Origin of the sequence: Geodermatophilus amargosae, assembly GCF_041028265.1 — a bacterium.
Classification (GTDB): domain Bacteria; phylum Actinomycetota; class Actinomycetes; order Mycobacteriales; family Geodermatophilaceae; genus Geodermatophilus; species Geodermatophilus amargosae_A.
Genome location: NZ_JABGCW010000004.1, coordinates 160,722 through 182,149, shown reverse-complemented (window position 1 = coordinate 182,149; position 21,428 = coordinate 160,722). Strand labels below are relative to the sequence as shown.

General features: G+C 75.8%; 26 protein-coding genes. 15 read left to right on the top strand and 11 right to left on the bottom strand.

Annotated features, from left to right (window positions below; all coding sequences use genetic code 11):
* The first annotated feature begins 23 nt into the window (after positions 1 to 23).
* A complete protein-coding gene (locus tag HLV61_RS06445) occupies positions 24 to 1,364 on the top strand; it encodes an MFS transporter (protein ID WP_369253565.1) in 1,341 nt (446 codons plus the stop codon).
* Complete coding sequence (locus HLV61_RS06440) at positions 1,361 to 2,815, top strand: pyridoxal phosphate-dependent decarboxylase family protein (protein WP_369253564.1); 1,455 nt, start codon at positions 1,361 to 1,363, stop codon at positions 2,813 to 2,815. Before HLV61_RS06445 ends, HLV61_RS06440 begins: the two co-directional genes overlap by 4 nt.
* Here the strand turns inward: HLV61_RS06440 and HLV61_RS06435 are convergent.
* The gene (locus HLV61_RS06435; RefSeq protein ID WP_369253563.1) at positions 2,805 to 3,998 is read right to left on the bottom strand and encodes an NAD(P)-dependent malic enzyme; all 1,194 of its coding nucleotides are present in this window, start codon (positions 3,996 to 3,998) and stop codon (positions 2,805 to 2,807) included. The genes HLV61_RS06440 and HLV61_RS06435 overlap by 11 nt on opposite strands.
* 78 nt (positions 3,999 to 4,076) lie before the next feature.
* On the opposite strand from HLV61_RS06435, the gene HLV61_RS06430 reads away from it, so the two are divergent.
* Positions 4,077 to 4,682 (top strand): dTDP-4-dehydrorhamnose 3,5-epimerase family protein, encoded by a 606-nt coding sequence (locus tag HLV61_RS06430; protein ID WP_369253562.1) that lies wholly within the window; start codon positions 4,077 to 4,079, stop codon positions 4,680 to 4,682.
* Here the strand turns inward: HLV61_RS06430 and HLV61_RS06425 are convergent.
* Positions 4,655 to 5,044, bottom strand: coding sequence for a S26 family signal peptidase (locus tag HLV61_RS06425; RefSeq protein WP_369253561.1), 390 nt, complete (start codon positions 5,042 to 5,044; stop codon positions 4,655 to 4,657). The genes HLV61_RS06430 and HLV61_RS06425 overlap by 28 nt on opposite strands.
* 52 nt (positions 5,045 to 5,096) lie before the next feature.
* Here HLV61_RS06425 and sodN point away from each other — a divergent pair, with 52 nt between their 5' ends.
* The 6 genes from sodN (at position 5,097) to HLV61_RS06395 (ending at position 8,794) form a co-directional block, all read left to right on the top strand.
* The gene (sodN, locus tag HLV61_RS06420) at positions 5,097 to 5,501 is read left to right on the top strand and encodes a superoxide dismutase, Ni (RefSeq protein WP_369253560.1); all 405 of its coding nucleotides are present in this window, start codon (positions 5,097 to 5,099) and stop codon (positions 5,499 to 5,501) included.
* Positions 5,502 to 5,600: 99 nt separating this feature from the next.
* Positions 5,601 to 5,912 (top strand): VOC family protein, encoded by a 312-nt coding sequence (locus HLV61_RS06415; RefSeq protein ID WP_369253559.1) that lies wholly within the window; start codon positions 5,601 to 5,603, stop codon positions 5,910 to 5,912.
* 85 nt (positions 5,913 to 5,997) lie between these two features.
* The gene (locus HLV61_RS06410; RefSeq protein ID WP_369253558.1) at positions 5,998 to 6,675 is read left to right on the top strand and encodes a phosphatidylserine decarboxylase; all 678 of its coding nucleotides are present in this window, start codon (positions 5,998 to 6,000) and stop codon (positions 6,673 to 6,675) included.
* A gap of 66 nt (positions 6,676 to 6,741) precedes the next feature.
* On the top strand, positions 6,742 to 7,515 hold the full coding sequence (pssA, locus tag HLV61_RS06405) for a CDP-diacylglycerol--serine O-phosphatidyltransferase (RefSeq protein WP_369253557.1): 774 nt from the start codon (positions 6,742 to 6,744) through the stop codon (positions 7,513 to 7,515).
* Entirely contained in the window at positions 7,512 to 8,006 is a 495-nt protein-coding gene (locus HLV61_RS06400) for a GNAT family N-acetyltransferase (protein WP_369253556.1), read from the top strand. The genes pssA and HLV61_RS06400 overlap by 4 nt, the downstream gene beginning before the upstream one ends.
* 5 nt (positions 8,007 to 8,011) lie before the next feature.
* Positions 8,012 to 8,794, top strand: a complete 783-nt coding sequence (locus tag HLV61_RS06395) for an HAD-IIA family hydrolase (protein ID WP_369253555.1) — start codon at positions 8,012 to 8,014, stop codon at positions 8,792 to 8,794.
* Here HLV61_RS06395 and HLV61_RS06390 read toward each other — a convergent pair.
* On the bottom strand, positions 8,791 to 9,264 hold the full coding sequence (locus tag HLV61_RS06390) for a hypothetical protein (RefSeq protein ID WP_369253554.1): 474 nt from the start codon (positions 9,262 to 9,264) through the stop codon (positions 8,791 to 8,793). The two genes, HLV61_RS06395 and HLV61_RS06390, sit on opposite strands and share 4 nt — an antisense overlap.
* Before the next feature lie 81 nt (positions 9,265 to 9,345).
* On the opposite strand from HLV61_RS06390, the gene HLV61_RS06385 reads away from it, so the two are divergent.
* Together HLV61_RS06385 and HLV61_RS06380 are read left to right on the top strand one after the other, a co-directional pair.
* A complete protein-coding gene (locus HLV61_RS06385; RefSeq protein WP_369253553.1) occupies positions 9,346 to 10,368 on the top strand; it encodes a diacylglycerol/lipid kinase family protein in 1,023 nt (340 codons plus the stop codon).
* Between the two features lie 292 nt (positions 10,369 to 10,660).
* A complete protein-coding gene (locus tag HLV61_RS06380) occupies positions 10,661 to 10,909 on the top strand; it encodes a WhiB family transcriptional regulator (RefSeq protein WP_093577948.1) in 249 nt (82 codons plus the stop codon).
* Positions 10,910 to 11,101: 192 nt separating this feature from the next.
* On the opposite strand, the gene HLV61_RS06375 is transcribed toward HLV61_RS06380, so the two are convergent.
* The gene (locus HLV61_RS06375) at positions 11,102 to 12,601 is read right to left on the bottom strand and encodes a sensor histidine kinase (RefSeq protein WP_369253552.1); all 1,500 of its coding nucleotides are present in this window, start codon (positions 12,599 to 12,601) and stop codon (positions 11,102 to 11,104) included.
* A gap of 43 nt (positions 12,602 to 12,644) precedes the next feature.
* Here HLV61_RS06375 and HLV61_RS06370 point away from each other — a divergent pair, with 43 nt between their 5' ends.
* Entirely contained in the window at positions 12,645 to 13,151 is a 507-nt protein-coding gene (locus HLV61_RS06370; protein WP_369253551.1) for a GNAT family N-acetyltransferase, read from the top strand.
* Here HLV61_RS06370 and HLV61_RS06365 read toward each other — a convergent pair.
* The gene (locus HLV61_RS06365) at positions 13,133 to 14,698 is read right to left on the bottom strand and encodes a WS/DGAT/MGAT family O-acyltransferase (protein ID WP_369253550.1); all 1,566 of its coding nucleotides are present in this window, start codon (positions 14,696 to 14,698) and stop codon (positions 13,133 to 13,135) included. The two genes, HLV61_RS06370 and HLV61_RS06365, sit on opposite strands and share 19 nt — an antisense overlap.
* A 150-nt stretch (positions 14,699 to 14,848) precedes the next feature.
* Here HLV61_RS06365 and HLV61_RS06360 point away from each other — a divergent pair, with 150 nt between their 5' ends.
* Positions 14,849 to 15,640, top strand: a complete 792-nt coding sequence (locus HLV61_RS06360; protein ID WP_369253549.1) for a lipase family alpha/beta hydrolase — start codon at positions 14,849 to 14,851, stop codon at positions 15,638 to 15,640.
* Between the two features lie 21 nt (positions 15,641 to 15,661).
* Here the strand turns inward: HLV61_RS06360 and HLV61_RS06355 are convergent, their stop codons facing one another.
* Together HLV61_RS06355 and HLV61_RS06350 are read right to left on the bottom strand one after the other, a co-directional pair.
* On the bottom strand, positions 15,662 to 15,886 hold the full coding sequence (locus tag HLV61_RS06355) for a biotin/lipoyl-binding carrier protein (protein WP_369253548.1): 225 nt from the start codon (positions 15,884 to 15,886) through the stop codon (positions 15,662 to 15,664).
* Between the two features lie 59 nt (positions 15,887 to 15,945).
* Positions 15,946 to 16,995, bottom strand: coding sequence for a biotin carboxylase N-terminal domain-containing protein (locus HLV61_RS06350; RefSeq protein WP_369253547.1), 1,050 nt, complete (start codon positions 16,993 to 16,995; stop codon positions 15,946 to 15,948).
* Between the two features lie 166 nt (positions 16,996 to 17,161).
* Between HLV61_RS06350 and HLV61_RS23200 the strand changes: the two genes are divergently transcribed.
* Complete coding sequence (locus HLV61_RS23200) at positions 17,162 to 17,236, top strand: 50S ribosomal protein bL37 (RefSeq protein WP_099459150.1); 75 nt, start codon at positions 17,162 to 17,164, stop codon at positions 17,234 to 17,236.
* Positions 17,237 to 17,341: 105 nt separating this feature from the next.
* Here HLV61_RS23200 and rsrA read toward each other — a convergent pair whose 3' ends face one another.
* On the bottom strand, positions 17,342 to 17,671 hold the full coding sequence (gene rsrA, locus HLV61_RS06340) for a mycothiol system anti-sigma-R factor (protein ID WP_369253545.1): 330 nt from the start codon (positions 17,669 to 17,671) through the stop codon (positions 17,342 to 17,344).
* Complete coding sequence (locus tag HLV61_RS06335) at positions 17,668 to 18,363, bottom strand: sigma-70 family RNA polymerase sigma factor (protein WP_110905497.1); 696 nt, start codon at positions 18,361 to 18,363, stop codon at positions 17,668 to 17,670. The genes rsrA and HLV61_RS06335 overlap by 4 nt, the downstream gene beginning before the upstream one ends.
* Positions 18,364 to 18,582: 219 nt before the next feature.
* Here HLV61_RS06335 and ybaK point away from each other — a divergent pair, with 219 nt between their 5' ends.
* Positions 18,583 to 19,056 (top strand): Cys-tRNA(Pro) deacylase, encoded by a 474-nt coding sequence (gene ybaK, locus HLV61_RS06330; protein WP_369253544.1) that lies wholly within the window; start codon positions 18,583 to 18,585, stop codon positions 19,054 to 19,056.
* A gap of 12 nt (positions 19,057 to 19,068) precedes the next feature.
* Here ybaK and HLV61_RS06325 read toward each other — a convergent pair whose 3' ends face one another.
* Positions 19,069 to 20,547, bottom strand: a complete 1,479-nt coding sequence (locus tag HLV61_RS06325) for a fused MFS/spermidine synthase (protein WP_369253543.1) — start codon at positions 20,545 to 20,547, stop codon at positions 19,069 to 19,071.
* An 89-nt stretch (positions 20,548 to 20,636) separates the two neighbouring features.
* Positions 20,637 to 21,383: an SOS response-associated peptidase gene (locus tag HLV61_RS06320; RefSeq protein WP_369253542.1), complete on the bottom strand. Its 747-nt coding sequence runs from the start codon at positions 21,381 to 21,383 to the stop codon at positions 20,637 to 20,639.
* Between the last annotated feature and the right edge of the window lie 45 nt (positions 21,384 to 21,428).

The window sequence follows — 21,428 nt, the reverse complement described above, 5'->3', positions numbered from 1 at the left end:
GGCGGCGGTTACGGTCCCCCGCTGTGACCGCCGTCGCGCCCCGCGTCGGCCGGGGCACCCACCTCGGCTACGCCGCCGGCTCGATCGGGACGGCGGCCTTCGGGACCGTGCCCGGCCTGCTGCTGCTGTACTACCTGACCGACGTCCTGGGGATCGCCGCCGGACTCGCCGGGCTGGTGGTCTTCGCGCCCAAGGCCTGGGACGTGCTGCTCAACCCCTGGATCGGCAGCCGCTCGGACCGCACCACCGGCCGCTGGGGACCGCGCCGGCCCTGGATGCTCGCCGGCGGGCTGGCGCTGCCGCCGCTGTTCGTCCTCGTCTTCGCCGGCCCCGGTGCGCCGCCCGCCCTGGCCGCGACGTGGGTGGCGGTCGCCTTCCTTCTCGCCGCGACCGCCTACGGCTGCTTCCAGGTGCCCTACGTCGCCCAGCCGGCCGAGATCACCGACGACCCCGGCGAGCGGGCGACGCTCATGTCGTGGCGGGTGGCCGCGCTGGCGCTGGGCATCCTGCTCGCCGGCGCGGGCGCCCCCGCGGTGGTCGACGCGTTCGGCGGCGGGCGCGGCGGGCATCTGGCGATGGCGGTGTTCGTGGCGCTGCTGCTCGCCGGCGGGATGCTCGGCGCGGTCGCCGGCACCCGCAACGCCCCCACTCTCACCCGCGTGACCAGCGAGGGCCGGCTCGGCGCCACGCTGGCGCTCACCTGGCGGTCCCGGCCGTTCCGCGTGCTGCTCACCGGCTTCGTCGTCCAGGCGCTCGGGATCGGCGTGATGCTGGCCGGCGTCCCGTACTACTCCGAGCAGGTGCTCGGCGACCCCGCGGCCGGCTCGCTGCTGTTCGCCGCGCTGGTCGGCCCGGCGATCCTGGTCATGCCGCTGTGGCTGCGGGTGAGCCGGCGGCTCGGCAAGCGCACCGGCCTGCTGGCCTCCTCGGCGCTGTTCACCGCGGGCGCGGCGGCGCTGGTGGTCGGCGACGCCGGCGGCACCGGCCTCGCCGTGGCGCTGGTCGTGCTGGTGGGCGTGGGCTACGCCGGCATGCAGATGTTCCCGCTGGCGATGCTGCCCGACGTCGTCGCCGCCGACGAGGCCGCGTCCGGGCAGCGCCGGGCCGGGGTCTTCACCGGCGTCTGGACGGCGGCCGAGACGCTCGGTCTCGCCGTCGGCCCGGGCCTGCTCGGCCTGCTGCTCGGCGCGGCCGGCTACGTGTCCTCCAGCGGGGGCGACGCCGTCCAGTCCGGCGGCGCGGTGCTCGCCGTGCGGCTGGGCTTCTCGGTCGTCCCCGCCCTGTTCGTGCTCGCCAGCCTGCCGGTGCTGGCCCGCTACCGGCTCGATCCCGTCCCCGCCCCGACCCAGGAGGTCCCCGCGTGACGCCGCAGGAGGTGCTGGCCGAGCTCACCGCGCTGCAGGCCGGCGACGTGCCCACCCACGGGGGCTCGACGATGGCCTACGTCTACGACTCGGGCCGGGTCGGCGTCGACTCCCTGGCCGCCGCCGCGCAGGCCGCCTTCCAGTGGACGAACGCGCTGGACCCCACCGCCTTCCCCAGCGTCGCCCGCATCGAGGACGACCTGGTGGGCGCCGCGGCCGACCTGCTCGGCGGTGGCCCGGCCACGGTCGGGACGGTCACCAGCGGCGGCACCGAGAGCTGCCTGCTGGCGGTGCTGGCCGCCCGCGAGCGGTGGCGCGCACGTGGCGGCACCGGGCGGCCGCGGCTGCTGCTGCCGGTCACCGCGCACGCGGCGTTCCGCAAGGCGGCCCACCTGTTCGACCTCGAGGTCGCCGACGTCGCCGTCGACCCGGTCACCTGCCGGGCGCTGCCCGCGGAGGTGGCCGGGGCGCTGGACGGCTCGGTGGCGCTGGTCGTGGTCAGCGCGCCGTCGTACCCGCACGGCGTGCTCGACCCGGTCGGCGAGGTGGCCGCGCTCGCCGCCGCCGCGGGCGTCCCCTGCCACGTCGACGCGTGCATCGGCGGCTGGGTGCTGCCCTTCCTCGACGACGTCCCGGAGCCCTTCGACCTGTCGGTGCCCGGCGTGACCTCGCTGTCGGTGGACCTGCACAAGTACGGCTACGCACCCAAGGGCGTCTCCGTGCTGCTCACCGCCGAGCCCGAGCTGCGGCAGGGGCACTGGTTCAGCACCGCGGGCTGGCCGGGCTACCCGGTGGTCAACCCGACGCTGGCCGGGACCCGGCCGGCCGGGCCGATGGCCGCGGCCTGGGCGGTGCACCGGTGGCTGGGCCGCGACGGCTACGCGGAGCTCGCGCGGGCCACGCGGGCGGCCACGGTCGCGCTGGCCGAGGGGGCGGCGGCGATCCCCGGACTGCGGGTCGTCGGCACGCCGGTGGCCACGCTGGTCGCGCTCGCGCAGGACGGCCCGGACGGCGTCGACGTGCTCAACCTCGCCGACGAGGCCACCGCGCGCGGCTGGCTGCTGCAGCCCCAGCCGCCGTTCGCCCAGCCCGGCGGCGCGGACCTGCCGGCCACGCTGCACCTCACCGTCACCGGCGCGACGGCCGGCCGGGTCGACGCGCTGCTCGCCGACCTCGCCGACGCCGCCCGTGCCGCCGCGGCGCTGCCCCCGCCGGTGGCCGACCCCGACCTGGTCGCGGCGGCCGCCACGATCGACCCGGGCACGCTGACCGTGGCCGAGGTCGACGCGCTGCTGGAGGTGGCCGGCGTCGGCGGCGGGCGGCTGCCCGAGCGGATGGCGCCGGTGCACGCCCTGGTGGCCGCGCTCCCCCGCCCGGTCGCGGAGCGGCTGCTGGCCGGCGTCCTCGACCTGGTCTACCGGCCGCGGCGGGAGGCGGCCGCTACCTCGTGACGGACTCGTCGCGGGCGCAGGCGGCCACGGCCTCGGCGACCGCCGTGGCCACCCGCCGGTCCAGCGGGCTCGGCACGACGTGGCCGGGCGCGAGGTCCGCGCCGACGGCGCCGGCGACGGCCTCGGCCGCGGCCAGCTTCATCCGCTCGGTGATCGCCGTGGCGCCGGCGTCGATGGCGCCGCGGAAGACACCGGGGAAGGCCAGCACGTTGTTGATCTGGTTGGGCAGGTCGCTGCGCCCGGTGGCCACCACCGCGGCGTACCGCGCCGCCATCTCCGGGTCCACCTCGGGCGTGGGGTTGGCCAGCGAGAACACGATGCAGCCCGGCGCCATCGAGGCGACCGCCGACTCGGGCACCGAGCCGCCGGACAGCCCCAGGTAGACGTCGGCGCCCTCCAGCGCGCCGGTCATCGTGCCCGCGTAGCCCGACCGGTTGGTGTGCTCGGCGACCCACCGCTTCACCGGGTTCAGGTCCTCGCGGCCCGGGTGCAGCACCCCGCGGGAGTCGGCGACGGAGATGTCGCCCACGCCCGCCCCCAGCAGGATCTTCGTGCACGCGATGCCGGCCGCCCCGGCCCCGGCCACGACGACCCGCAGCTCGCCCAGCGTGCGCCCGGTCACCCGCGCGGCGTTGCGCAGCGCGGCGAGGACGACGATCGCCGTCCCGTGCTGGTCGTCGTGCATGACCGGGATGTCGAGGCGCGCCCGCAGCCGCTCCTCGATCTCGAAGCAGCGGGGCGCGCTGATGTCCTCGAGGTTGATCCCGCCGAAGGACGGCGCGATCGCGACGACGGTCTCGACGATCGCGTCGACGTCGGTGGTCGACAGCACGATCGGCACCGACGACAGCCCGGCGAACTCGCTGAACAGGCAGGCCTTGCCCTCCATCACCGGCAGCGCCGCGGCCGGGCCGATGTCGCCCAGCCCGAGGACGGCGGTGCCGTCGGAGACGACCGCCACCACGCGCGGGGCCCAGGTGAAGCGCCGGGCCAGCGCCGGCTCCGCGGCGATGGCGCTGGAGACCCGCGCGACGCCCGGCGTGTAGGTCAGCGCCAGGTCCTCGCGGGTCTCGATGGGGCGGGTCGGACGCACCGCGAGCTTGCCGCCCTCGTGCACGGCGAACGCCGCGTCCTCCGTGAACCGATCGGCCCCGTCCCCGACGGAGCCCGTCCCTGCGCCCATGGACCCAGCAGGGTAGTGCTCCGGCCCCGGTCGCCGTCCGCCCGACCCCGGGCCGCGGGGCCTCGCTACCGTGCCGCCGTGGAGATCCGCGAGCTCGCCGTCCCGGACGGCTACGTCCTCGACCTGGTGCCGCACGGCGACGACCGGGGCCGCTTCACCGAGTGGTACCGCGCCGACGTGCTCGCCGGGGCCACCGGGTGGCGGCTGCCGCTGGCCCAGGCCAACCACAGCGTCTCGGCGCGCGGCGTCCTGCGCGGCGTGCACTTCGCGCTGGTGCCGCCGGGGCAGGCGAAGTACGTCTACTGCCCGGCCGGGCGGGTGCTCGACGTCGTCGTCGACGTCCGGGTCGGCTCCCCCACCTTCGGCGTCTCCGAGGCCGTCCTGCTCGACTCCGCGCAGCCGCGCGCGGTCTTCCTCGCCGAGGGGCTCGGTCACGCCTTCCTCGCGCTCGAGGACGGCTCGTCGGTCACCTACCTGGTGTCCTCGGGCTACTCCCCCGGCCGGGAGTTCGGCGTCTCGCCGCTGGACCCCGAGCTCGACCTGCCCTGGCCCGCCGACGTCGAGGTGCGGCTGTCGGACAAGGACCGGGCCGCGCCCACGCTGGCGCAGGCCCGCGAGCAGGGGATCCTGCCGACGATGGAGCAGTGCACCGCCCGCTACGCGGAGCTGCGCGGCCGGGCCTGATCGCCCGGAGGCGGCGCCAGCCGGCCGGGACGGGGCCGCAGCCGGCCCACCACCCGGCCCACCGCGACCGCCGGCCCGTAGGCCCGGCTGTCGTCGGTGACCAGCGGGTTGTCCCCGCGGACGTCGACGGCGCCGCCGCCGAGCAGCCGGTGCACGCGCTTGACCACCAGCAGGTCGGGGCGGGCCGGGAACCGGGCCAGGACGACGTCGCCCACGCGGGCGCGGCCCGGTGACAGCCGGCGCACCAGCAGCCGGTCGCCGTGGCGCACGGTCGGCGTCATGGACGGGCCGGTGACCCGCGCGAGGACCCACCCGGCCGGCAGCGGCGGGACCGGGCGCTCGCCGGTGTGGGGGGTGATCACCGCGAGTAGGGTCCCAGACGACCAGATCCCCGCGACATCCGGAGGTAGGGACATGCCGTTCAGCCGCGTGTTCACCGCCGTGGAGGCCACCGCGCACTGCGACCTCCCGTGCGGCGTGTACGACCCGGCCCAGGCCCGCATCGAGGCGGAGTCCGTCAAGGCCATCCAGGAGAAGTACCAGGGCAGCGACGACGAGGTCTTCAAGCAGCGCTGCGTGCTGATCAAGGAGCAGCGCTCCGACCTGGTCAAGCACCACCTGTGGGTGCTGTGGACCGACTACTTCAAGCCCCCGCACTTCGAGAAGTACCCGCAGCTGCACGAACTGTTCAACAAGGCCACCAAGCAGGCCGGGGCGGCCGGTGGCAAGGGCAGCATGGACCCCGCCGAGGGCCAGAAGCTGCTCGACCACATCGCCGAGATCGACCGGATCTTCTGGGAGACCAAGGCCGCCGCGTAACCGGCGTCCGCACGACACCGACGGCCGGTGGGCACCTCGCCCACCGGCCGTCGCCGTCCCCGCGGTCAGCCTCCCGACACCCCGACCCGAGGAGACCCCATGGCCGTCCGGCTCGACCCCTACCTGCACTTCTCCGGCGACGCGCGCGAGGCGACGGGGTCCTACCGCTGGGTCCTCGGCGGGCACCTGGCGGTCATGACCCTCGGCGACGCCGGCGGCCCGGACAGGGTCTCGCCGTCGCTGTCCGGCGGCGACCAGCAGACGCTGGCCCGCTGGTTCGAGGCGCTGGCCGCCGACGGCGGGACGGTCGACGTCCCGTTCGGCAGGCAGGTGTGGGGCGACGTCTTCGGACAGGTGACCGACCGCTTCGGCATCCGCTGGCTGGTCGACGCAGCGACGCCGGCCGTGTAGGCGGCCCGCCGGGACGGCGACCCGCCGGGACGCCTCCGGCGGGTGGGCCGGGGCGCCCGGGCGGCCCCGGTACCGTCGGGCCTCGATGCGCATCGACCGGGCCGGGTGGCCCTTCATCACCGGATCCCTCGCGCCGGCCGCCCTGCTGGCGGCGGCCGGCGCCGGCACCGGACGCCGCTGGGCACGGGTCGCCGCGTGGCCGTTCCTCGCCCTGTCGGCCTACATGGTGCTGTTCTTCCGCGATCCCGAGCGCGCCTGCGACCGCGTCGAGCCGCCGGCCGACGTCGTCCTCTCCCCCGCCGACGGCATGGTGATGGTCGCCGGGGAGCCGCAGGAGGGCGTGGCCCCGGAACCCGCGCCCCAGGGTGGCTGGCAGCAGGTCAGCGTCTTCCTGTCCGTGGTCGACGTGCACGTCAACCGCTCCCCCTACCGCGGCGAGGTCGTGGAGAGCTCCTACCGCCCGGGCAGCTTCCTCGCCGCCTACCGCGCGGAGTCGGCGCACCGCAACGAGCGCAGCGAGCTGTGGCTGCGCGAGGGGGACCGCACCGTCGTCTTCCGCCAGCTGGTCGGCGTACTGGCCCGCCGGATCGTCACGCGCACCGGCGTCGGCCGGCGGCTGGCCACCGGTGAGCGCTTCGGCCTGATGAAGTTCGGCTCGCGGATGGACGTCTTCCTGCCGGCCGAGTGCACGCTGACGGTGCGGAAGGGGCAGCGGGTGCGCGGCGGGGAGACCGTCATCGCCCGCTGGCCCGCCGCGGGCTGAGAGGCCCCGGTGCCCAGTTCGGCCTCGGGTGAGGGACGGCCGGCCCCGACGCGGCGCACGGCCACGGTGGAGTTCGTCCGCGGGTCGGTGCGCGGCAGCCGCCGTCGCGCGCTGGCGACCCTGCCCAGCCTCTTCACGTTGGGCAACATGCTGTGCGGCTTCGCCGCCATCCTGGTGTCCATCCGCGGGCAGTACACGCTGGCCGCGGTGCTCATCGGCCTGTCGGTGCTCTTCGACATCACCGACGGGGCGGTCGCCCGGCTGGTCGGCGCGGTGAGCTCCTTCGGCCTGCAGTTCGACTCGCTGGCCGACCTGGTCTCCTTCGGCCTGGCCCCGGCCCTGCTGGCGTTCACGCTGTTCTCCGAGGGCCGCGACGAGTGGGACCCGGTGGGCTGGGTGGTCTGCTTCCTGTGGGTGGCCTGCGCCGCCATCCGGCTCGCCCGCTTCAACACCACCATCGACCCGACGGCGGACAAGCGGTACTTCACGGGCATGCCGAGCCCCGGTGCGGCCGGCGTCGTGCTGGCCTCGGTGTTCGCCTTCGGCGAGCAGATGCAGGGCCGCGACCGGCTGTGGGTGCTGCTCATCGTCGCCGTGCCGGCGCTGCTGATGGTCAGCACCGTCCGGTTCCGGTCGTTCCGCTCCCTGGTCAGCCCGAAGAGCGGCCGCCCCTACGGCCTGGTCCTGGCCGCGCTGGCGCTCGTGGCCGGCTTCGCGACCGTGCCGGTGGTCACCGGCTGCGTCCTGGCCTACGGCTACCTCCTGGCGCCGGTGCTCAACCCGGTGCTCTCGCCTCTCGGCCGCTTCGTGCCGGCCCGCGTCCGCGAGGTCCTGACGTGACCGTGCGCCCCATCCGTCCCGACGACGTCCCGGCCGTGGTCGGCCTGGTCCGCGAGCTCGCCGAGTACGAGCGGGCCGCGCACGAGGTGCGGCTGACCGGGGAGCAGCTGTCGGCCGCCCTGTTCGGCGACTCCCCCGCGCTGTTCGGCCACGTGGCCCTCGCCCCGGACGGCGCCGTCGTCGGCACGGCGCTGTGGTTCCTCACCTTCTCCACCTGGCGCGGCACGCACGGCATCCACCTCGAGGACCTCGTCGTCCGGCCGCAGCACCGCGGCAACGGTCTGGGCCGGGAGCTGCTGCGCACGCTGGCCGCCACCTGCGTCGAGCGCGGCTACCACCGGCTGGAGTGGTCGGTGCTCGACTGGAACGAGCCCTCGATCGCCTTCTACCGGGCCGCCGGCGCCGTCCCGATGGACGGGTGGACGGTGTTCCGTCTCACCGACGACGCGCTGACCGGCTTCGCGGCCGACCGCCGCGGTACGGCAGGCTGACGCCCGTGACCACCGAGCGCGGCCGGCCCGAGTGCTGGCTGACCGACATGGACGGCGTCCTCGTGCACGAGGGACAGGCCCTGCCGGGGGCCGCGGACTTCCTCGCCCGCCTGGTCGAGGCAGGACGGCGCTTCCTCGTCCTCACCAACAACTCGATCTTCACGCCGCGCGACCTCGCCGCCCGGCTGTCGCGCTCGGGGCTGCACGTGCCCGAGGAGTCGATCTGGACCTCCGCGCTGGCGACGGCGGACTTCCTCGCCACCCAGCTCCCCGGCGGCTCGGCCTACGTCATCGGCGAGGCCGGCCTGACCACCGCGCTCCACGAGGCCGGCTACACCCTCACCGACACCGACCCCGACTACGTCGTCCTCGGGGAGACCCGCACCTACTCGTTCGAGGCGATCACCCGGGCGATCCGGCTGATCGGCAACGGGGCGCGGTTCATCGCCACCAACCCCGACGTCACCGGGCCCTCCCCGGAGGGCCCGCTGCCGGCGACCGGATCGGTGGCCGCGGCGATCACCGCCGCCACCGGCGCCAAGCCCTACTTCGTGGGCAAGCCCAACCCGATGATGTTCCGCAGCGCCATGAACCGCATCGAGGCGCACTCGGAGACCACGGTGATGATCGGCGACCGCATGGACACCGACGTCGTCGCCGGCATCGAGGCGGGCCTCGAGACGATCCTCGTGCTCACCGGCTCGACCACCGCAGCCGACGTCGCACGGTTCCCGTTCCGGCCCAGCCGGGTGCTCGCCTCGATCGCCGACGTCGTCGAGCTGGTCTAACGCTCGGAGAAGGCCAGCCGCGCCTCGGGCGTGGCCAGCAGGTACAGCTCGGCGACCGCCAGGACGATGAGCGGGATGCCCAGCAGCGGCTGGCCGCCGGGGAAGGCGGTGCTGTAGCCGAACAGGCCCAGCAGGATCTGCAGGACGACGACCGGTCCGCGCGCCCAAGCCGACACCCGCCGCAGGCCGACGGCCGCCGCGGCCAGGACGGCGCCGAAGATCCCGACGTAGACCACCTCGGCCAGCGCGCGGCCCACGCTGTCGGGGTCGCTGGTGAGGGTCAGCCACAGGATCACCAGGGCGGTACCGATCAGCAGCGCCGCCTCGACGGCGGCCACCAGCGCCGCCCGGACGACCGCGGGCGGCGCGTCGGGCCGCAGGGGCCGGGGCGGGCGGGCGGAGGGCTGCGCGGCGCCGCCGAGGAGCCGCTCGGCCCGGCTGGGGCGGAGGGTCCCGTCCTCGTCCGTCACAGCAGCGAGGCTACGCGTCAGCGGCCACGCCGGACCCCGTCCGGGCCGGTCAGGAGCCCCCCGGCTGGATAGCCTGACGGCATGCGTGCGCTGGTGGTGGCCAACCCCGCGGCGACGACGACCACCGGCCGCGTCCGCGACGTGCTGGTCGGCGCCCTGGCCAGCGAGCTGAAGGTCGACCTCGCCGACACCACGCACCGCGGCCACGCGCGCGAGCTGGGCCGGCAGGCCCTGGCCGACGGGTTCGACGTGGTCGTCGCGCTCGGTGGCGACGGCACGGTCAACGAGGTCGTCAACGGCCTGCTGACCGACGGCCCCGGCGCGCACGTGCCCACGCTGGCCGTCGTCCCGGGTGGCTCCACCAACGTCTTCTCGCGGGCGCTGGGCCGCTCGCGCGACCCCGTCGAGGCCACCGGCGAGATCCTCGACTCGCTGCGCTCGGACCGCACGCGCCGGGTCTCGCTCGGCGTCGCCAGCGCCACCGGCACCAGCACCGCGCCGCTGCGTGCGGCGGACCCGGGGACGGCGGCCGCCGTCGCCGAGGCCGACGCCGCGGCCGACGACGGGTGGACCGACCCGCGCTGGTTCGTCTTCGCCGCGGGCCTGGGCTTCGACGCCGACGTCATCTCCCGGGTCGAGGCGCAGCGGGCACGCGGCCGCCGCTCGACCGGCGCGCTCTACGTCCGGGAGGCGACGCGGGCGTTCGTGCTCGGCCGCGAGCGCCGGCGCCCGGCGATGACGCTGTCGGTCCCCGACTCCGACGACCTCGACGGGCTGTTCCTCTGCCTGGTCTCCAACGTCAGCCCGTGGACCTACCTGGGCACCCGGCCGGTCAACCCCAGCCCCGAGGCCACCTTCGACGCCGGCCTCGACGTCTTCGCCCTGGGCCGGATGGGCGTGCTGCGGATGCTGCACCACACCCGGCAGGTGCTGGCCCGCCGTCCCGACGCCCGCGGCCGGGGCGTGCACCGCCTCCACGACCTGGCCGGTCTGGAGCTCCGGGCGTCGCGCCCGCAGGGCTGGCAGCTCGACGGCGACCACCTGGGGACGGCGACGGGACTGCGCGTACGGTCGGTCCCCGAGGCGCTCCGCGTCGTCTCCTGAGCCGCTGCTCCGGGCACGTCCGGAGGGCCGTGTCAAGGACCACCGTGTTGCCGAGTGGCGGGCCTAGCACGGCCGTGGTGAGCTTGCTCACGCGGGGTCGACCCAGGGCCTCCGCGCGCTTGACACGCAGTCCTCAGGTGAAAACATCGCGAGAGGAACGCAACCTGCCGGTAACAAGGCGGCAGGCGGTCGCTGGAACGAGGCGCTGGGGAACCGGTGTCGCGCCCGCGCAAGCGGCCCGATGTCAGCGATTTTCCCAAGCAATGTAGTCGACACCGAGGAGTGCACCGACATGGACTGGCGCCACCGCGCGCTCTGCCGGGACGAGGACCCTGAGCTGTTCTTCCCCATCGGGACGACCGGCCCGGCCACGGTACAGATCGAGCAGGCCAAGGCGGTCTGCCGCCGCTGCTCGGTCGTCGAGTCCTGTCTGGACTGGGCCTTGCGCTCCGGCCAGGACTCCGGCGTCTGGGGCGGGCTCTCCGAGGACGAGCGGCGCGCCCTCAAGCGCCGCCAGTCCCGCACCCGCGTCCGCGCCTGACGGACCGTCCGCCGGCACCCGGCGGCAGAGCAACGAGCGTGAGGCCGGTCCCCCGAGCGGGGACCGGCCTCACGCTCTTCCACCGTCGTCCTCCCGGACGACACCGCGGCCACGTGCCGTCCCCCAGCGGCGCCGAGCCCACCCGGCCACTCCTCGCGGGAGCCTCCGGCCCCCACTCGTCCCGGCCACCGCCTACCGGCGGGGTCTGGCGGCGCCGGGGATGTCGAGGACGACCTCCGTACCGGGACGCCCCGGTCCCGGCGGGTCCTCCGGCGTCCGCATGAGCAGCGAACCGCCCAGCTCGCTGGTCACCAGCGTCCGCACGATCTGCAGGCCCAGGCCGTCGCTGAGCGCGGGGTCGAAGCCGTCGGGCAGCCCCTGGCCGTCGTCGCGGACGCGCACCACCAGGTCGTCGCCGTCCCGCTCGGCCACCAGCTCGATCGACCCCGGCTGACCGTCGGCCGGGAACGCGTGCTCGGCGGCGTTGTGCAGCAGCTCGGTGACCGCCAGGACCAGCGGCGTGGCCGTGGCCGCCGGCAGCTCGCCGAACCCGCCGACCCTCCGGGTCCGCGCCGCCGGGCCGATCGAGGTGAGGTCGCCCAGCATCGGCAGCACCTGGTCGAGCACGTCGTCGACGTCGACGACGTCCTCCCGGCTGCCGGCGAGCGTCTCGTGGACGACGGCGATCGAGGCGACCCGCCGCACCGACTCCTCCAGCGCCGCGCGCGCGGCCGGCTCAGTCATCCGCCGGGCCTGCAACCGCAGCAGCGCGGCGACGGTCTGCAGGTTGTTCTTCACGCGGTGGTGGATCTCGCGGATGGTCGCGTCCTTGGTGAGCAGCGCCCGGTCGCGGCTCCGGACGTCGGTGACGTCGCGGACCAGCACCAGCGCGCCCTCCTCCGCACCGGGCGCCTGCAGCGGCAGCGCGCGCACCAGCAGCGTCGCCGACGGCGCCTCGACGTCCATCGGGTCGGGGAACCGCCCGGCCACCGCCGCGGCGATGCCGGCGGCCACCGCCTCCCCCGCCACCCCGTCGACCGCGGCGCCGCGCGTGACCCGGGCTAGGTCGGCCCCGACGAGGTCGCCGTCGACGCCCAGTCGCCGGTAGGCCGACAGGGCGTTGGGGCTGGCGTAGACGGCGCGGCCGGCGGCGTCCAGGCGCACCAGCCCGTCGCCCACCCGGGGGCTCATCTCGGCGTCGAGCAGCTTCTCCGGCGGGAAGGTGCCGGCCGAGACCATGAGACAGAGGTCCGCGGCGATGTCGAGGTAGGTCAGCTCCAGCGTCGACGGCGACCGGGTCACCGCCAGGTTGGTGTCCTTGGCCAGCACGGCGACGACGACGCCGTCGTGCCGGACCGGGATGATCTCGCGCCGCCGCGGGTTGGCGCCCGACCAGTCCGGCTCGCCCTCGGTCACCGGCCGGCCCTCGCGGTGCGCCTGGCGGAACGGGTCGGCGTTCGGGCCGTCGGCTTCGCTGCCGACCAGGTCCTCGGGCTGGCTGGTCGGCGCGGTGAGCGGGCGCACCTGCGCGACGCACCACCACGCGCCGGTGCGCAGCGGCACCCACAGGGTCAGGTCGGCGAACGCCAGGTCGGCCAGCAGCTGCCAGTCGGCCACCAGCCGGCGGGCGTGGTCGACCTGGGAGGGGGCGGTCGCCGCACCGCGGTGCAGGCGCTCGGAGAGGGTGCTCATCGCCCCCGAGCGTATGGCCGGCGCCGACCTAGGCTGGTCCCCCGTGGCCGCACCGTCCCCCGCTCCCCTGCCCGTGACCGTCGACGACGCCGTCCCCGGCGACTTCCCGGCCGTCGCGGACCTCACCGTCGGCGTGTACCGCGACGAGGAGCTGGCCTCCGACGCCTACCTGCCGCAGCTGGCCGACGTCGAGGGCCGGGCGGGCCGCTCGCAGCTGATCGTGGCCCGGCAGTGCGGCCGGGTGGTGGGCGCCGTGGCGCTGGTGCTCGACGGCGACTTCGGTGAGATCACCGAGTCCGCGGACGAGGCCGCGTTCCGGATGCTCGTCGTCGACCCGGCGGTACGCGGGCTCGGCGTCGGGGAGCTGCTGGTGACCGAGTGCCTGGACCGCGCCCGCGTCGCCGGCAAGCGCCGGATGGTGCTCTCCACCGACCCGGTCATGACCGCCGCGCACCGGCTGTACGGCCGGCTCGGCTTCACCCGGCTGCCCGAGCGCGACTGGGCCCCGCGGCCCGGCATCGACCTGCTCGTCTACGCCCTGGACCTCTGACCTCGGCCGCTCCCGGACCGCGACGGACGGGAGCGCGCCGGAGCGGCCGGCTCCGATCCCGGTACCGCGACGCCCGCGGCGGCCGCGAGGGTGTCCATCTCGTCGAGGATGTCGGCGAGCAGCACGTCGACGTCGGGCAGCAGCTCGGCGCACGACACCAGGCCCCAGTCCAGGCGGTCGAGGTAGCTCTGCACCGTGATGTTGAGGCCCTGCCCCTCCACGATCGTCGAGACCGGGAAGTAGTGCTCGAGCCGCGCGCCCGCGGCGTAGAGCGGCGCGCGCGGGCCGGGCACGTTGGAGATGACGAGGTTGCCCGGCGACAGCCGGGAGCCCAGCCGCAGGCGGGCGCTCAGCCGCATCGCCCGCGCGAAGACCGCCGGCGGCGGGAACTCGGCGAAGTCGGTGAGCCGGTCGGCGGGCAGCGCTGAGAACAGCTCCTTGCTGCTGGCCATCGACTCGTGCACGCGCCGCAGCCGCCGGACGGGGTCGGGCTCGTCCGTGGGGAGGACGGCCGAGAGCATCGACACCCGGTTGGTCCAGCGCTCGGTCTCCTCGCCGGTCCGCACCGAGACGGGGACGAGCGCCACGAGCGGGTCCGAAGGCAGCGCGCCACGGCGGTCCAGGAAGGTGCGCAGGCCACCGGCGCACGCGGCCATGACGACGTCGTTGACGGTGACGCCGAGGGCCGCCTTCACCTGCTTGACCACGTCGAGCGACGTCGACCGGATGGCCAGCTTCCGGTGCGGCGTGATCGGACCGTTGAACGGCGTCCGCGGCGGCCGGACGCTGGGCATCGCGGGCGGCTGGTCGGGCTCCTCGGGCCGTTGCCGGCCGAGGTTGAGCACGGTCCCGAGCGGCCCGCGCAGGCTCCGGCGGACGTCGTTCGCGGCCCGGACGAGCACGGGGTTGCGGGTGGCGCGGCCGACCTCGCGGGCCGACCAGGCGGCGAGCAGCAGCCCGCGCGCGGGCTTGCGGGCGAGACCGAGCGCGCCGCGGGCCAGCATCTCCAGGTCGCCGGGCGGCCGTTCGGGCGTCCACGTGTCGGTCTCGCGCGACTCGGGAGCCCCCTCGGGACGGTCGTCGAGCATCAGCGTCATGAGCTCGACGCCGGAGGCCCCGTCGATCGTGGCGTGGTGGACGATCGTCAGGACGGCGAAGCGGCGGTCGGCCAGGCCCTCGATGACGTAGGAGAGCCACAGCGGCTTGCGGCGGTCCAGCGGCCGGGAGACCAGCCGCCCGGCCAGCGCCGCGAGCTGGTCGTCGGTGCCGGGCGGCGGGACGGCCGTGTGGCGGACGTGGAAGTCCAGGTCGAAGGCGGGGTCGGCGATCCAGTACGGGTGGTCGAGGCCCAGGGGGACCTCGGCCAGGCGGCGGCGCAGCGGCTCGAGCAGGTGCAGCCGCCGCTGCAGCTGCCCCTTCCAGGCGTCGTAGGGCCGGTAGTCGGGCGAGTCGGGTCGGGTGTAGATCGACAGGCTCGAGACGTGGCCGAACTGCGCGGAGGTCTCCAGGTGCAGGAACGTCGCGTCCAGTCCTGACAGCTGCTTCATCGCCCTGCCTCCCTGCGCCGGCCCCGGGGTCGCCGCGTACCACCGGGGTGTGGAGCAGTGTGTCAGGGGTCACACTGCTCCGCAGTGCCCGGTGACCCGTCCTCCTCGGCGGGTACGACCCCGGCCCGGTCGACGAACGGAGACGAGGACATGGCCAGCACGGCGTCGCCCCACCGGGCACGGGACGAGGAGGACCCGCCGTGGATCGGCGCGTCCCCGGTGGCCGCGGTGCTGGCCGCGCAGCGGCCGTGGCGCGAGGCGGCCGCCCTGTTCCGCTCCCCGGTGTGGCGCGGGACGGGGGTGCCGGACGGCGGCGGCCTGCCGGTCCTGCTGGTGCCCGGGTTCCTCGCCGGGGACCCGTCGCTGGCGGTGCTGGAGCGCTGGCTGCGCGCCCGGGGCTACCGGACCTGCACGTCGCGGATCCGCGTCAACGTCGACTGCACCCGCAAGGCCGTCGAGCGGCTGGAGCGCCGCCTCGTCGAGTTCACCGACCGGGCGGGAAGGCCCGCGGCCATCGTCGGCCAGAGCCGCGGCGGGATGTTCGCCAAGCTCGTCGCCATGCGCCGGCCGGACCGCGTCGGCGGGATCGTCACGCTGGGCAGTCCGAACGTCGACCACATGGCCATCAACCCGTTCGTCGCCGCGCAGGTGCGGCTCGTCGCCGCGCTGGGGAGTGCGGGGGTGCCCGGCCTGTTCCTCGACGACTGCCTGCAGGGAGGCTGCGCCGCGGAACTCGCCACCGAGCTGGACCGGCCGTTCCCCGCCCGCGTCCCGTACGTCTCGGTCCACTCGCGCAGCGACTGGGTGGTCGACTGGCGGGCCTGCCTGGACCCCGACGCCGACAACGTGGAGATCGACTCCAGCCACGTGGGCATGAGCCTCCACCCGGAGGTCTACCGGCTGCTCGGCGAGCGGCTGCCCGCCCTGGCGGGGGCCCGCTGACGCTCGGGGGCCCGCGGGGTCTCAGGCGTCGGCGACGGTGGCGATGAGGTCGCCCTCCTGCAGCACCTCGCCCTCGACGACGTGCAGCTCCTGCACGACGCCGGCGCGCTCGGTGAGGACGGGGATCTCCATCTTCATCGACTCGAGGATCACCAGGGTGTCCCCGGCGGTGACCTCGCTGCCCGGGGCGACCAGCACCTTCCAGACGCTGGAGACCATCTCGGCGTGGATCTCCTCGACCGCCACGCGGCACCTCCTCGCTGGAGCCCCCATCCAAGCACGCGGCGCGATCGCCGGGCCGGGAGCTAGCTGCCCGGCGCCGGATCCCCCTCGGCCAGCTGCTGCAGGACCGCGCACACCTCGTCGCCGTCGTGCGGGACGCCGGTCCCGGGGAGCCCGGAGAGGGCCGCGGCGGCTGCCCGGGCCGCGGTGGCCGTGTCTGCCGCGCCGGCGCTGACGGTGGCCAGCAGGGCGTCGTACCAGCCGTCGAGCCGGTCGCCGGGGTCGTACCCGCTGACCGCGACGACGTCGGTCTGCCCGGTGGCGCCGCGCAGCAGACCCGCCGACGGCAGCGCCCCGGTCACCCGGCCGGCCCGGCCGGGAGGGAGCGTCGCGCGCAGCTGCACGGCGACGGCGGCTCGCGGCGGGTGCTCGTCGACGCCGCGCCGGCGCGGAGCCCGCCGGCCGGCCGCCGCGGCCAGCGCGAGGTCCACGGCGTCGACCCGGTGGGCCCGCTCGAGCACCGCCATGTCGAGGGAGAACCCGGCTGCGACCTCCCCCAGCTCGCCGTCCTCCGAGATGCCGACGGTGACCAGCCCGCGCCAGCCGACCTCGGCCAGCCGCTTGGCGCCGGGCGGCACGTCGCCGACGGGATCGGGCGTCCAGGACACCCGGGCGATGCCGGCCGCCCGGTCGCGGGCGACCGTCGTCGGGAACCGCAGGCCGTCCTCGGTGACGACGGCGAGCAGGCCGTGCTCGCTGGCCGGCTCCACGCCGTCGCCGCCGAGCCGCTCGAGCACCTCGGCCGGGGGGCCGATCCAGGTCAGCCCCGCGGCGGCGACCTCACCGGCGAGCGCGGCGTTGCCGGCCAGCGCGGGCGGCACGGGCAGGACGGCGCGGGCCCCGCTGCGGCGGGCGGCCTCCACGATCCGGTCGACGGCGAGGTAGGACTCGGTGGCCGGTGCCGGCCCGAGCAGCACGGCGTCGTCGGCCAGCCGCACGTGCCGCGCCGAGCGCTCGGCCTCGGAGTAGACGGCCACCGACTTCACGTCCAGCCGGGAGCAGGCCGCGATCACCGCGCACGCCGCGGGCCCCCGCCCCGCCACGAGCACGCTCTCGATCCCGTGCTGGGCCACGCTCGCCGGCCTCCCGTCGCGTGCCGGACCCCGCGGGCCCGGTCTCCCCTGCATGGTGCCCCCCCGGACCGGCACCCACGCCACCGGCCGGGGAGCGACCACCCCGCTGTGGGACCCTGGAGGGGACCTCGAGCACTCCGGACCCGACGACGAGAGGAGGGCAGCGATGTCCAAGCGTGGACGCAAGCGGCGCTCCCGCAAGGGGAGCAAGGCCAACCACGGCAAGCGCCCCAACGCCTGAACCACACGGCGCCTGGACCACACGGCGCCTGGACCACACGGCGCCTGAACGACACGACGCCCCGCCCCGGAGACCGGAGCGGGGCGCCGTCGTCTGTGCGGGAGGTCAGGCTTGGTCGGACCGGTCGGTGGTGACCTGCTCGACGCTGACCTGCTCGACGCTGACGTGGGTGCCGTCCTCGTCGAAGGAGACCGTGGTGAGCTGCAGCTTGATCCGGTCGCGCAGGCCCGTCGGCGCCGGGTCACCGCCGCAGCGGCGGCGGACCAGTGCCTTGAACTCCTGCTCGATGCCGAACTGGCGCAGGCACGGCGAGCAGTCCTCGAGGTGCTCGGCGATGACCGCGCGGCGGTCGTCGCCGGTCTCGTGGTCGAGGAACTCGAAGACGTGCGACAGGACGTCGTCGCACGAGGCCGGGTGTTCGTGCTCGGCGCTCACGACCGCCCCTCCTCACCGGCTCCGGCGCGGACGAAGCCGCGCTCGCGGGCGTAGTCGGCCAGCAGCTTCTGCAGGCCCCGCCGGCCGCGGTGCAGCCGGGACATCACCGTGCCGATCGGCGTGCCCATGATCTCGGCGATCTCCTTGTAGGCGAAGCCCTCGACGTCGGCGAGGTACACCGCCAGGCGGAAGTCCTCGGGCAGCTGCTGGAGGGCTTCCTTGATGTCGGAGTCCGGCAGGTGGTCCAGCGCCTCGATCTCGGCCGAGCGCAGGCCGCTGGAGCTGTGCTCCTCGGCGGCGTAGAGCTGCCAGTCCTGCACCTGGTCGGTGGGGTACTGCTGCGGCTGACGCTGCTTCTTGCGGTAGCTGTTGATGTAGGTGTTCGTCAGGATCCGGTACAGCCAGGCCTTGAGGTTGGTGCCCTCGGCGAACTGGTGGAACGCGGAGTAGGCCTTGACGAAGGTCTCCTGGACCAGGTCCTCGGCGTCGGCGGGGTTGCGGGTCATGCGCAGCGCGGCCGGGTAGAGCTGGTCGAGGTAGGGCAGCGCGTCCCGCTCGAAGCGGGCGTCGCGCTCGGCGCGGGTCTCGGCCACCTCGGTGCGGCTGCCGCCCTCGCGGGCCTCGGGCACCTCCACCGGGGCACCGACGACCGGCTCGACGGCGGGGTTCCCGCCTGCGGACTCCTCAGGCACCAGCCGTCCTCTCTGCGGCGCCCGGGAGCGGGCGACCACCTCGGACGATCCTAGTCGCGCGGCGTCCGGCCGGCCCGGGGGCCGCCGGCGCGGAGCCCGCGTGCGGGCGCTGGAGACGGTGCTGCTCACGGTCCCTGCAACGGGAGCCCCCCGCGCGGTCATTCCCGCCGGCCGAACTCGGCGGCGCCCGCCCGGTCGGGCTGGCTACGCTGCCCGGCCGTGGCGGCGACCCCCGCGGTGCGGGCCCTCGAGAAGGCGCGGGTGGCGCACACCCTGCACCCCTACGACCCCGAGCACCCGGGCGACCAGGGGCACGGCGAGGCGGCGGTGGCCGCGCTCGGCGCCGATCCGCGCCAGGTGTTCAAGACGCTGGTGACCCGCGTCGACGGCGCGCTGACCGTCGCCGTCGTCCCGGTCAGCGGCACCCTCGACCTCAAGGCCCTGGCCGCGGCGGCCGGTGGGCGCCGGGCGGCGATGGCCGACCCCGCCGACGCCGAGCGCACGACCGGCTACGTCGTCGGGGGGATCAGCCCGCTGGGCCAGCGCAAGGCGCTGCCGACGGTGGTCGACGAGTCGGCGCTGGGGTTCCCGACGGTGATGGTCAGCGCCGGCCGACGCGGGTTGCAGGTGGAGCTGCCGCCGGCCGACCTGGTGCGCCTGACCCGCGCCCGCACCGCCCCGATCGGGCGGTGAGGTCCGCGCGCCTCACTCGGGGGCGCCGTAGGGCGTGAGCAGCTGGTCGACCGGCGCGGCGTCGTCGGTGAGGACCTGCGCGTCCCCGGCGAAGGCGGCGACCTCCGCGGTGGAGGCGACCTGCCAGGCGGAGTCCTGCGCGAGCAGCGCGTCGGCGAGGCGCGCCTCGTCCAGCGGCCGTGACGACGCGACGGCGACCAGGTTGCCGCCGTCCTCCCCCGCCAGCACCGGGGCACGCGCCAGCAGCAGCACGTGCGGCCAGACCTCGCCCATCGTGGCCAGCTCCGCGCGGACGAAGGCCAGCGGCGGGTGGTCGATCAGGTTGGCGACGTAGACGCCGCCGTCGGTGAGCGCGCGGTCGACCAGCCGCAGCGCCTCCACGGTGGCCAGTTGCCAGGGCACCGACAGGCCGCCGAAGGCGTCGCCGACGACGAGGTCGCGGGCGCCGGGCGGCTCGGCGGCGAGGCCCACGCGCGCGTCACCGACCCGCACCTGCAGGTCCTCCGACGTCTCCAGGCCCAGCTGCTCGCGGTCGATGGCGACCACGCCGGGGTCGACCTCCAGCACCAGGCTCTCCGTTCCGGGGCGCACCTCCGCGAGGTAGCGCGGGACGGTCGCGCCGCCGCCGCCGAGGTGCAGCGCCGACAACGGCTGCCCCGGCGGCGCGAGGACGTCGGTGACCGCGGCGATCGCCCGGACGTACTCGAACTCCAGGTACGTGGGGTCGGCGAGGTCCACGTAGCTGTGCCGCAGGGTGTCGAGCACCAACACCCGGCCGGTGTCCCGCTCGGGGTCGGCCACCACACGGGCGCAGTGGTAGGCCGTCTCCTCCTCGCACGGCGTCGGCGCGACGGCGGCCAGCAGCGAGCCGGCGACGGCGAGCAGCAGCAGCGCGGCGGGGAGCCGGCCGGCACCGCCCGGCGACCGGCGGCGCAGCAGTCCCCACACCGCCGCCCCGGCGAGGGCGGTGACCAGCCCCGTGCCGACGAGGATGCCGCTGCTCGGGAAGATCGAGATGAGCAGGAACCCGGTGACGAAGGTGGCCGCGATGCCGCCCAGCGTGCCGATGCCCGAGAGCCGGCCGACCACCGAGCCGGTGTCGGCCAGGCTGGCCAGCTGCAGCTTGACCACCATCGGCGGCACGGCCGACAGCAGCGTCGCCGGCACCACGATCGCGACGGCGGCCAGCAGGAGGACGGCTCCGGCGTCGGGGCCGGTGAGGAACGAGCCGGCGAAGCGCACCAGCGGCAGGACGGCGACGACCAGCGCGCCGCCGGCGACCAGCAGCGGCGCGATCAGCGCGCTCGGGTCGCGGCGGTCGGCCGCCGCACCCCCGGACCACGCCCCGATCGCGATCGCAGCGAGGGCGAACCCGATGACGGCGGTGTTGGTCTGCAGCGTGACGCCGACGTAGGGGGCGATGAGCCGCAGCCCGACGATCTCCAGCACCAGCACGGCGCCGGAGGCCAGGAAGGTGACACCGGCGGCCACCCACCCGGGCAGCGCGGCACCGCGGGGCGGGCCTGCGGGCGGGACGGTCGGCTCGACGGCGTGGGCACGCTCGCTCAGGGGACGGCTCCTCAGAAGAGCGCGGGCTGGTCGGCCGGGGCGCTGGTGCCCTCGACGCGGGCCACCAGCTCGGCGCCGTTGTTGCGGACGCTGTTGACCGTGGGAGCGACCGGGCGCAGCTCCAGGCCCTCGACCAGCGACGGCGGCGTGGGCTCGGTCAGCGCCTCGACGTCGTCGCGGGCCGGGTCGAGCCAGTCGGCCCAGCGCTCGCGCGGCAGGACCAGCGGCATGCGGTCGTGGATCTCGGTGAGGGCCCCGACGGCGGGCGCGGTGACCACGGTGCAGGTGTAGAGCCGGTCCTCGCCCTTGCCCCACACCTCGTAGAGGCCGGCCATGGCCAGCACCGACCCGTCGGCCGGCGTGATGAAGAACGGCTGCTTGCCCGGGGAGTCGAGCTTCTTCTGCCACTCGTACCAGCCGTCGGCCGGCACCAGGCAGCGGCGGGAGCGCGCAGCCGACCGGAACGCCGGCTTCTCGGTCAGCGACTCGACCCGGGCGTTGAGCAGCCGGTTGCCCACCGACACGTCCTTGGCCCAGGAGGGCACCAGCCCCCAGCGGACGGACCGCAGCTCGCGGTGCCCCGCGCCGGTGGGGCGGCCCTCGGGGTCGCGCTCCCGCTTGGTGCGGACCACGTAGACGTCCTTGGTCGGCGCGACGTTGTAGTCGGCCCGCAACGGCTGCTGCCCGTCGGCGGGGACCGCCTCGAACTCGACGACGAGGTCCTCGGGACGGCGGCTGGCGGCGTAGCGACCGCACATGGCTGGTCCTCCCGGCTGCTGTCGGGCCGGCCCCGGACGGGCCCG

Excerpts from the sequence above, each read along its gene's own strand:
- HLV61_RS06435 (WP_369253563.1), bottom strand. The coding sequence starts at position 3,998 with ATGGGCGCAGGGACGGGCTCCGTCGGGGACGGGGCCGATCGGTTCACG.
- sodN (WP_369253560.1), top strand. The coding sequence starts at position 5,097 with ATGCCGTTCAGCCGCGTGTTCACCGCCGTGGAGGCCACCGCGCACTGC.
- HLV61_RS06415 (WP_369253559.1), top strand. The coding sequence starts at position 5,601 with ATGGCCGTCCGGCTCGACCCCTACCTGCACTTCTCCGGCGACGCGCGC.
- HLV61_RS06410 (WP_369253558.1), top strand. The coding sequence starts at position 5,998 with ATGCGCATCGACCGGGCCGGGTGGCCCTTCATCACCGGATCCCTCGCG.
- HLV61_RS06385 (WP_369253553.1), top strand. The coding sequence starts at position 9,346 with ATGCGTGCGCTGGTGGTGGCCAACCCCGCGGCGACGACGACCACCGGC.
- HLV61_RS06380 (WP_093577948.1), top strand. The coding sequence starts at position 10,661 with ATGGACTGGCGCCACCGCGCGCTCTGCCGGGACGAGGACCCTGAGCTG.
- HLV61_RS06375 (WP_369253552.1), bottom strand. The coding sequence starts at position 12,601 with ATGAGCACCCTCTCCGAGCGCCTGCACCGCGGTGCGGCGACCGCCCCC.
- HLV61_RS06365 (WP_369253550.1), bottom strand. The coding sequence starts at position 14,698 with ATGAAGCAGCTGTCAGGACTGGACGCGACGTTCCTGCACCTGGAGACC.
- HLV61_RS06360 (WP_369253549.1), top strand. The coding sequence starts at position 14,849 with ATGGCCAGCACGGCGTCGCCCCACCGGGCACGGGACGAGGAGGACCCG.
- HLV61_RS06320 (WP_369253542.1), bottom strand. The coding sequence starts at position 21,383 with ATGTGCGGTCGCTACGCCGCCAGCCGCCGTCCCGAGGACCTCGTCGTC.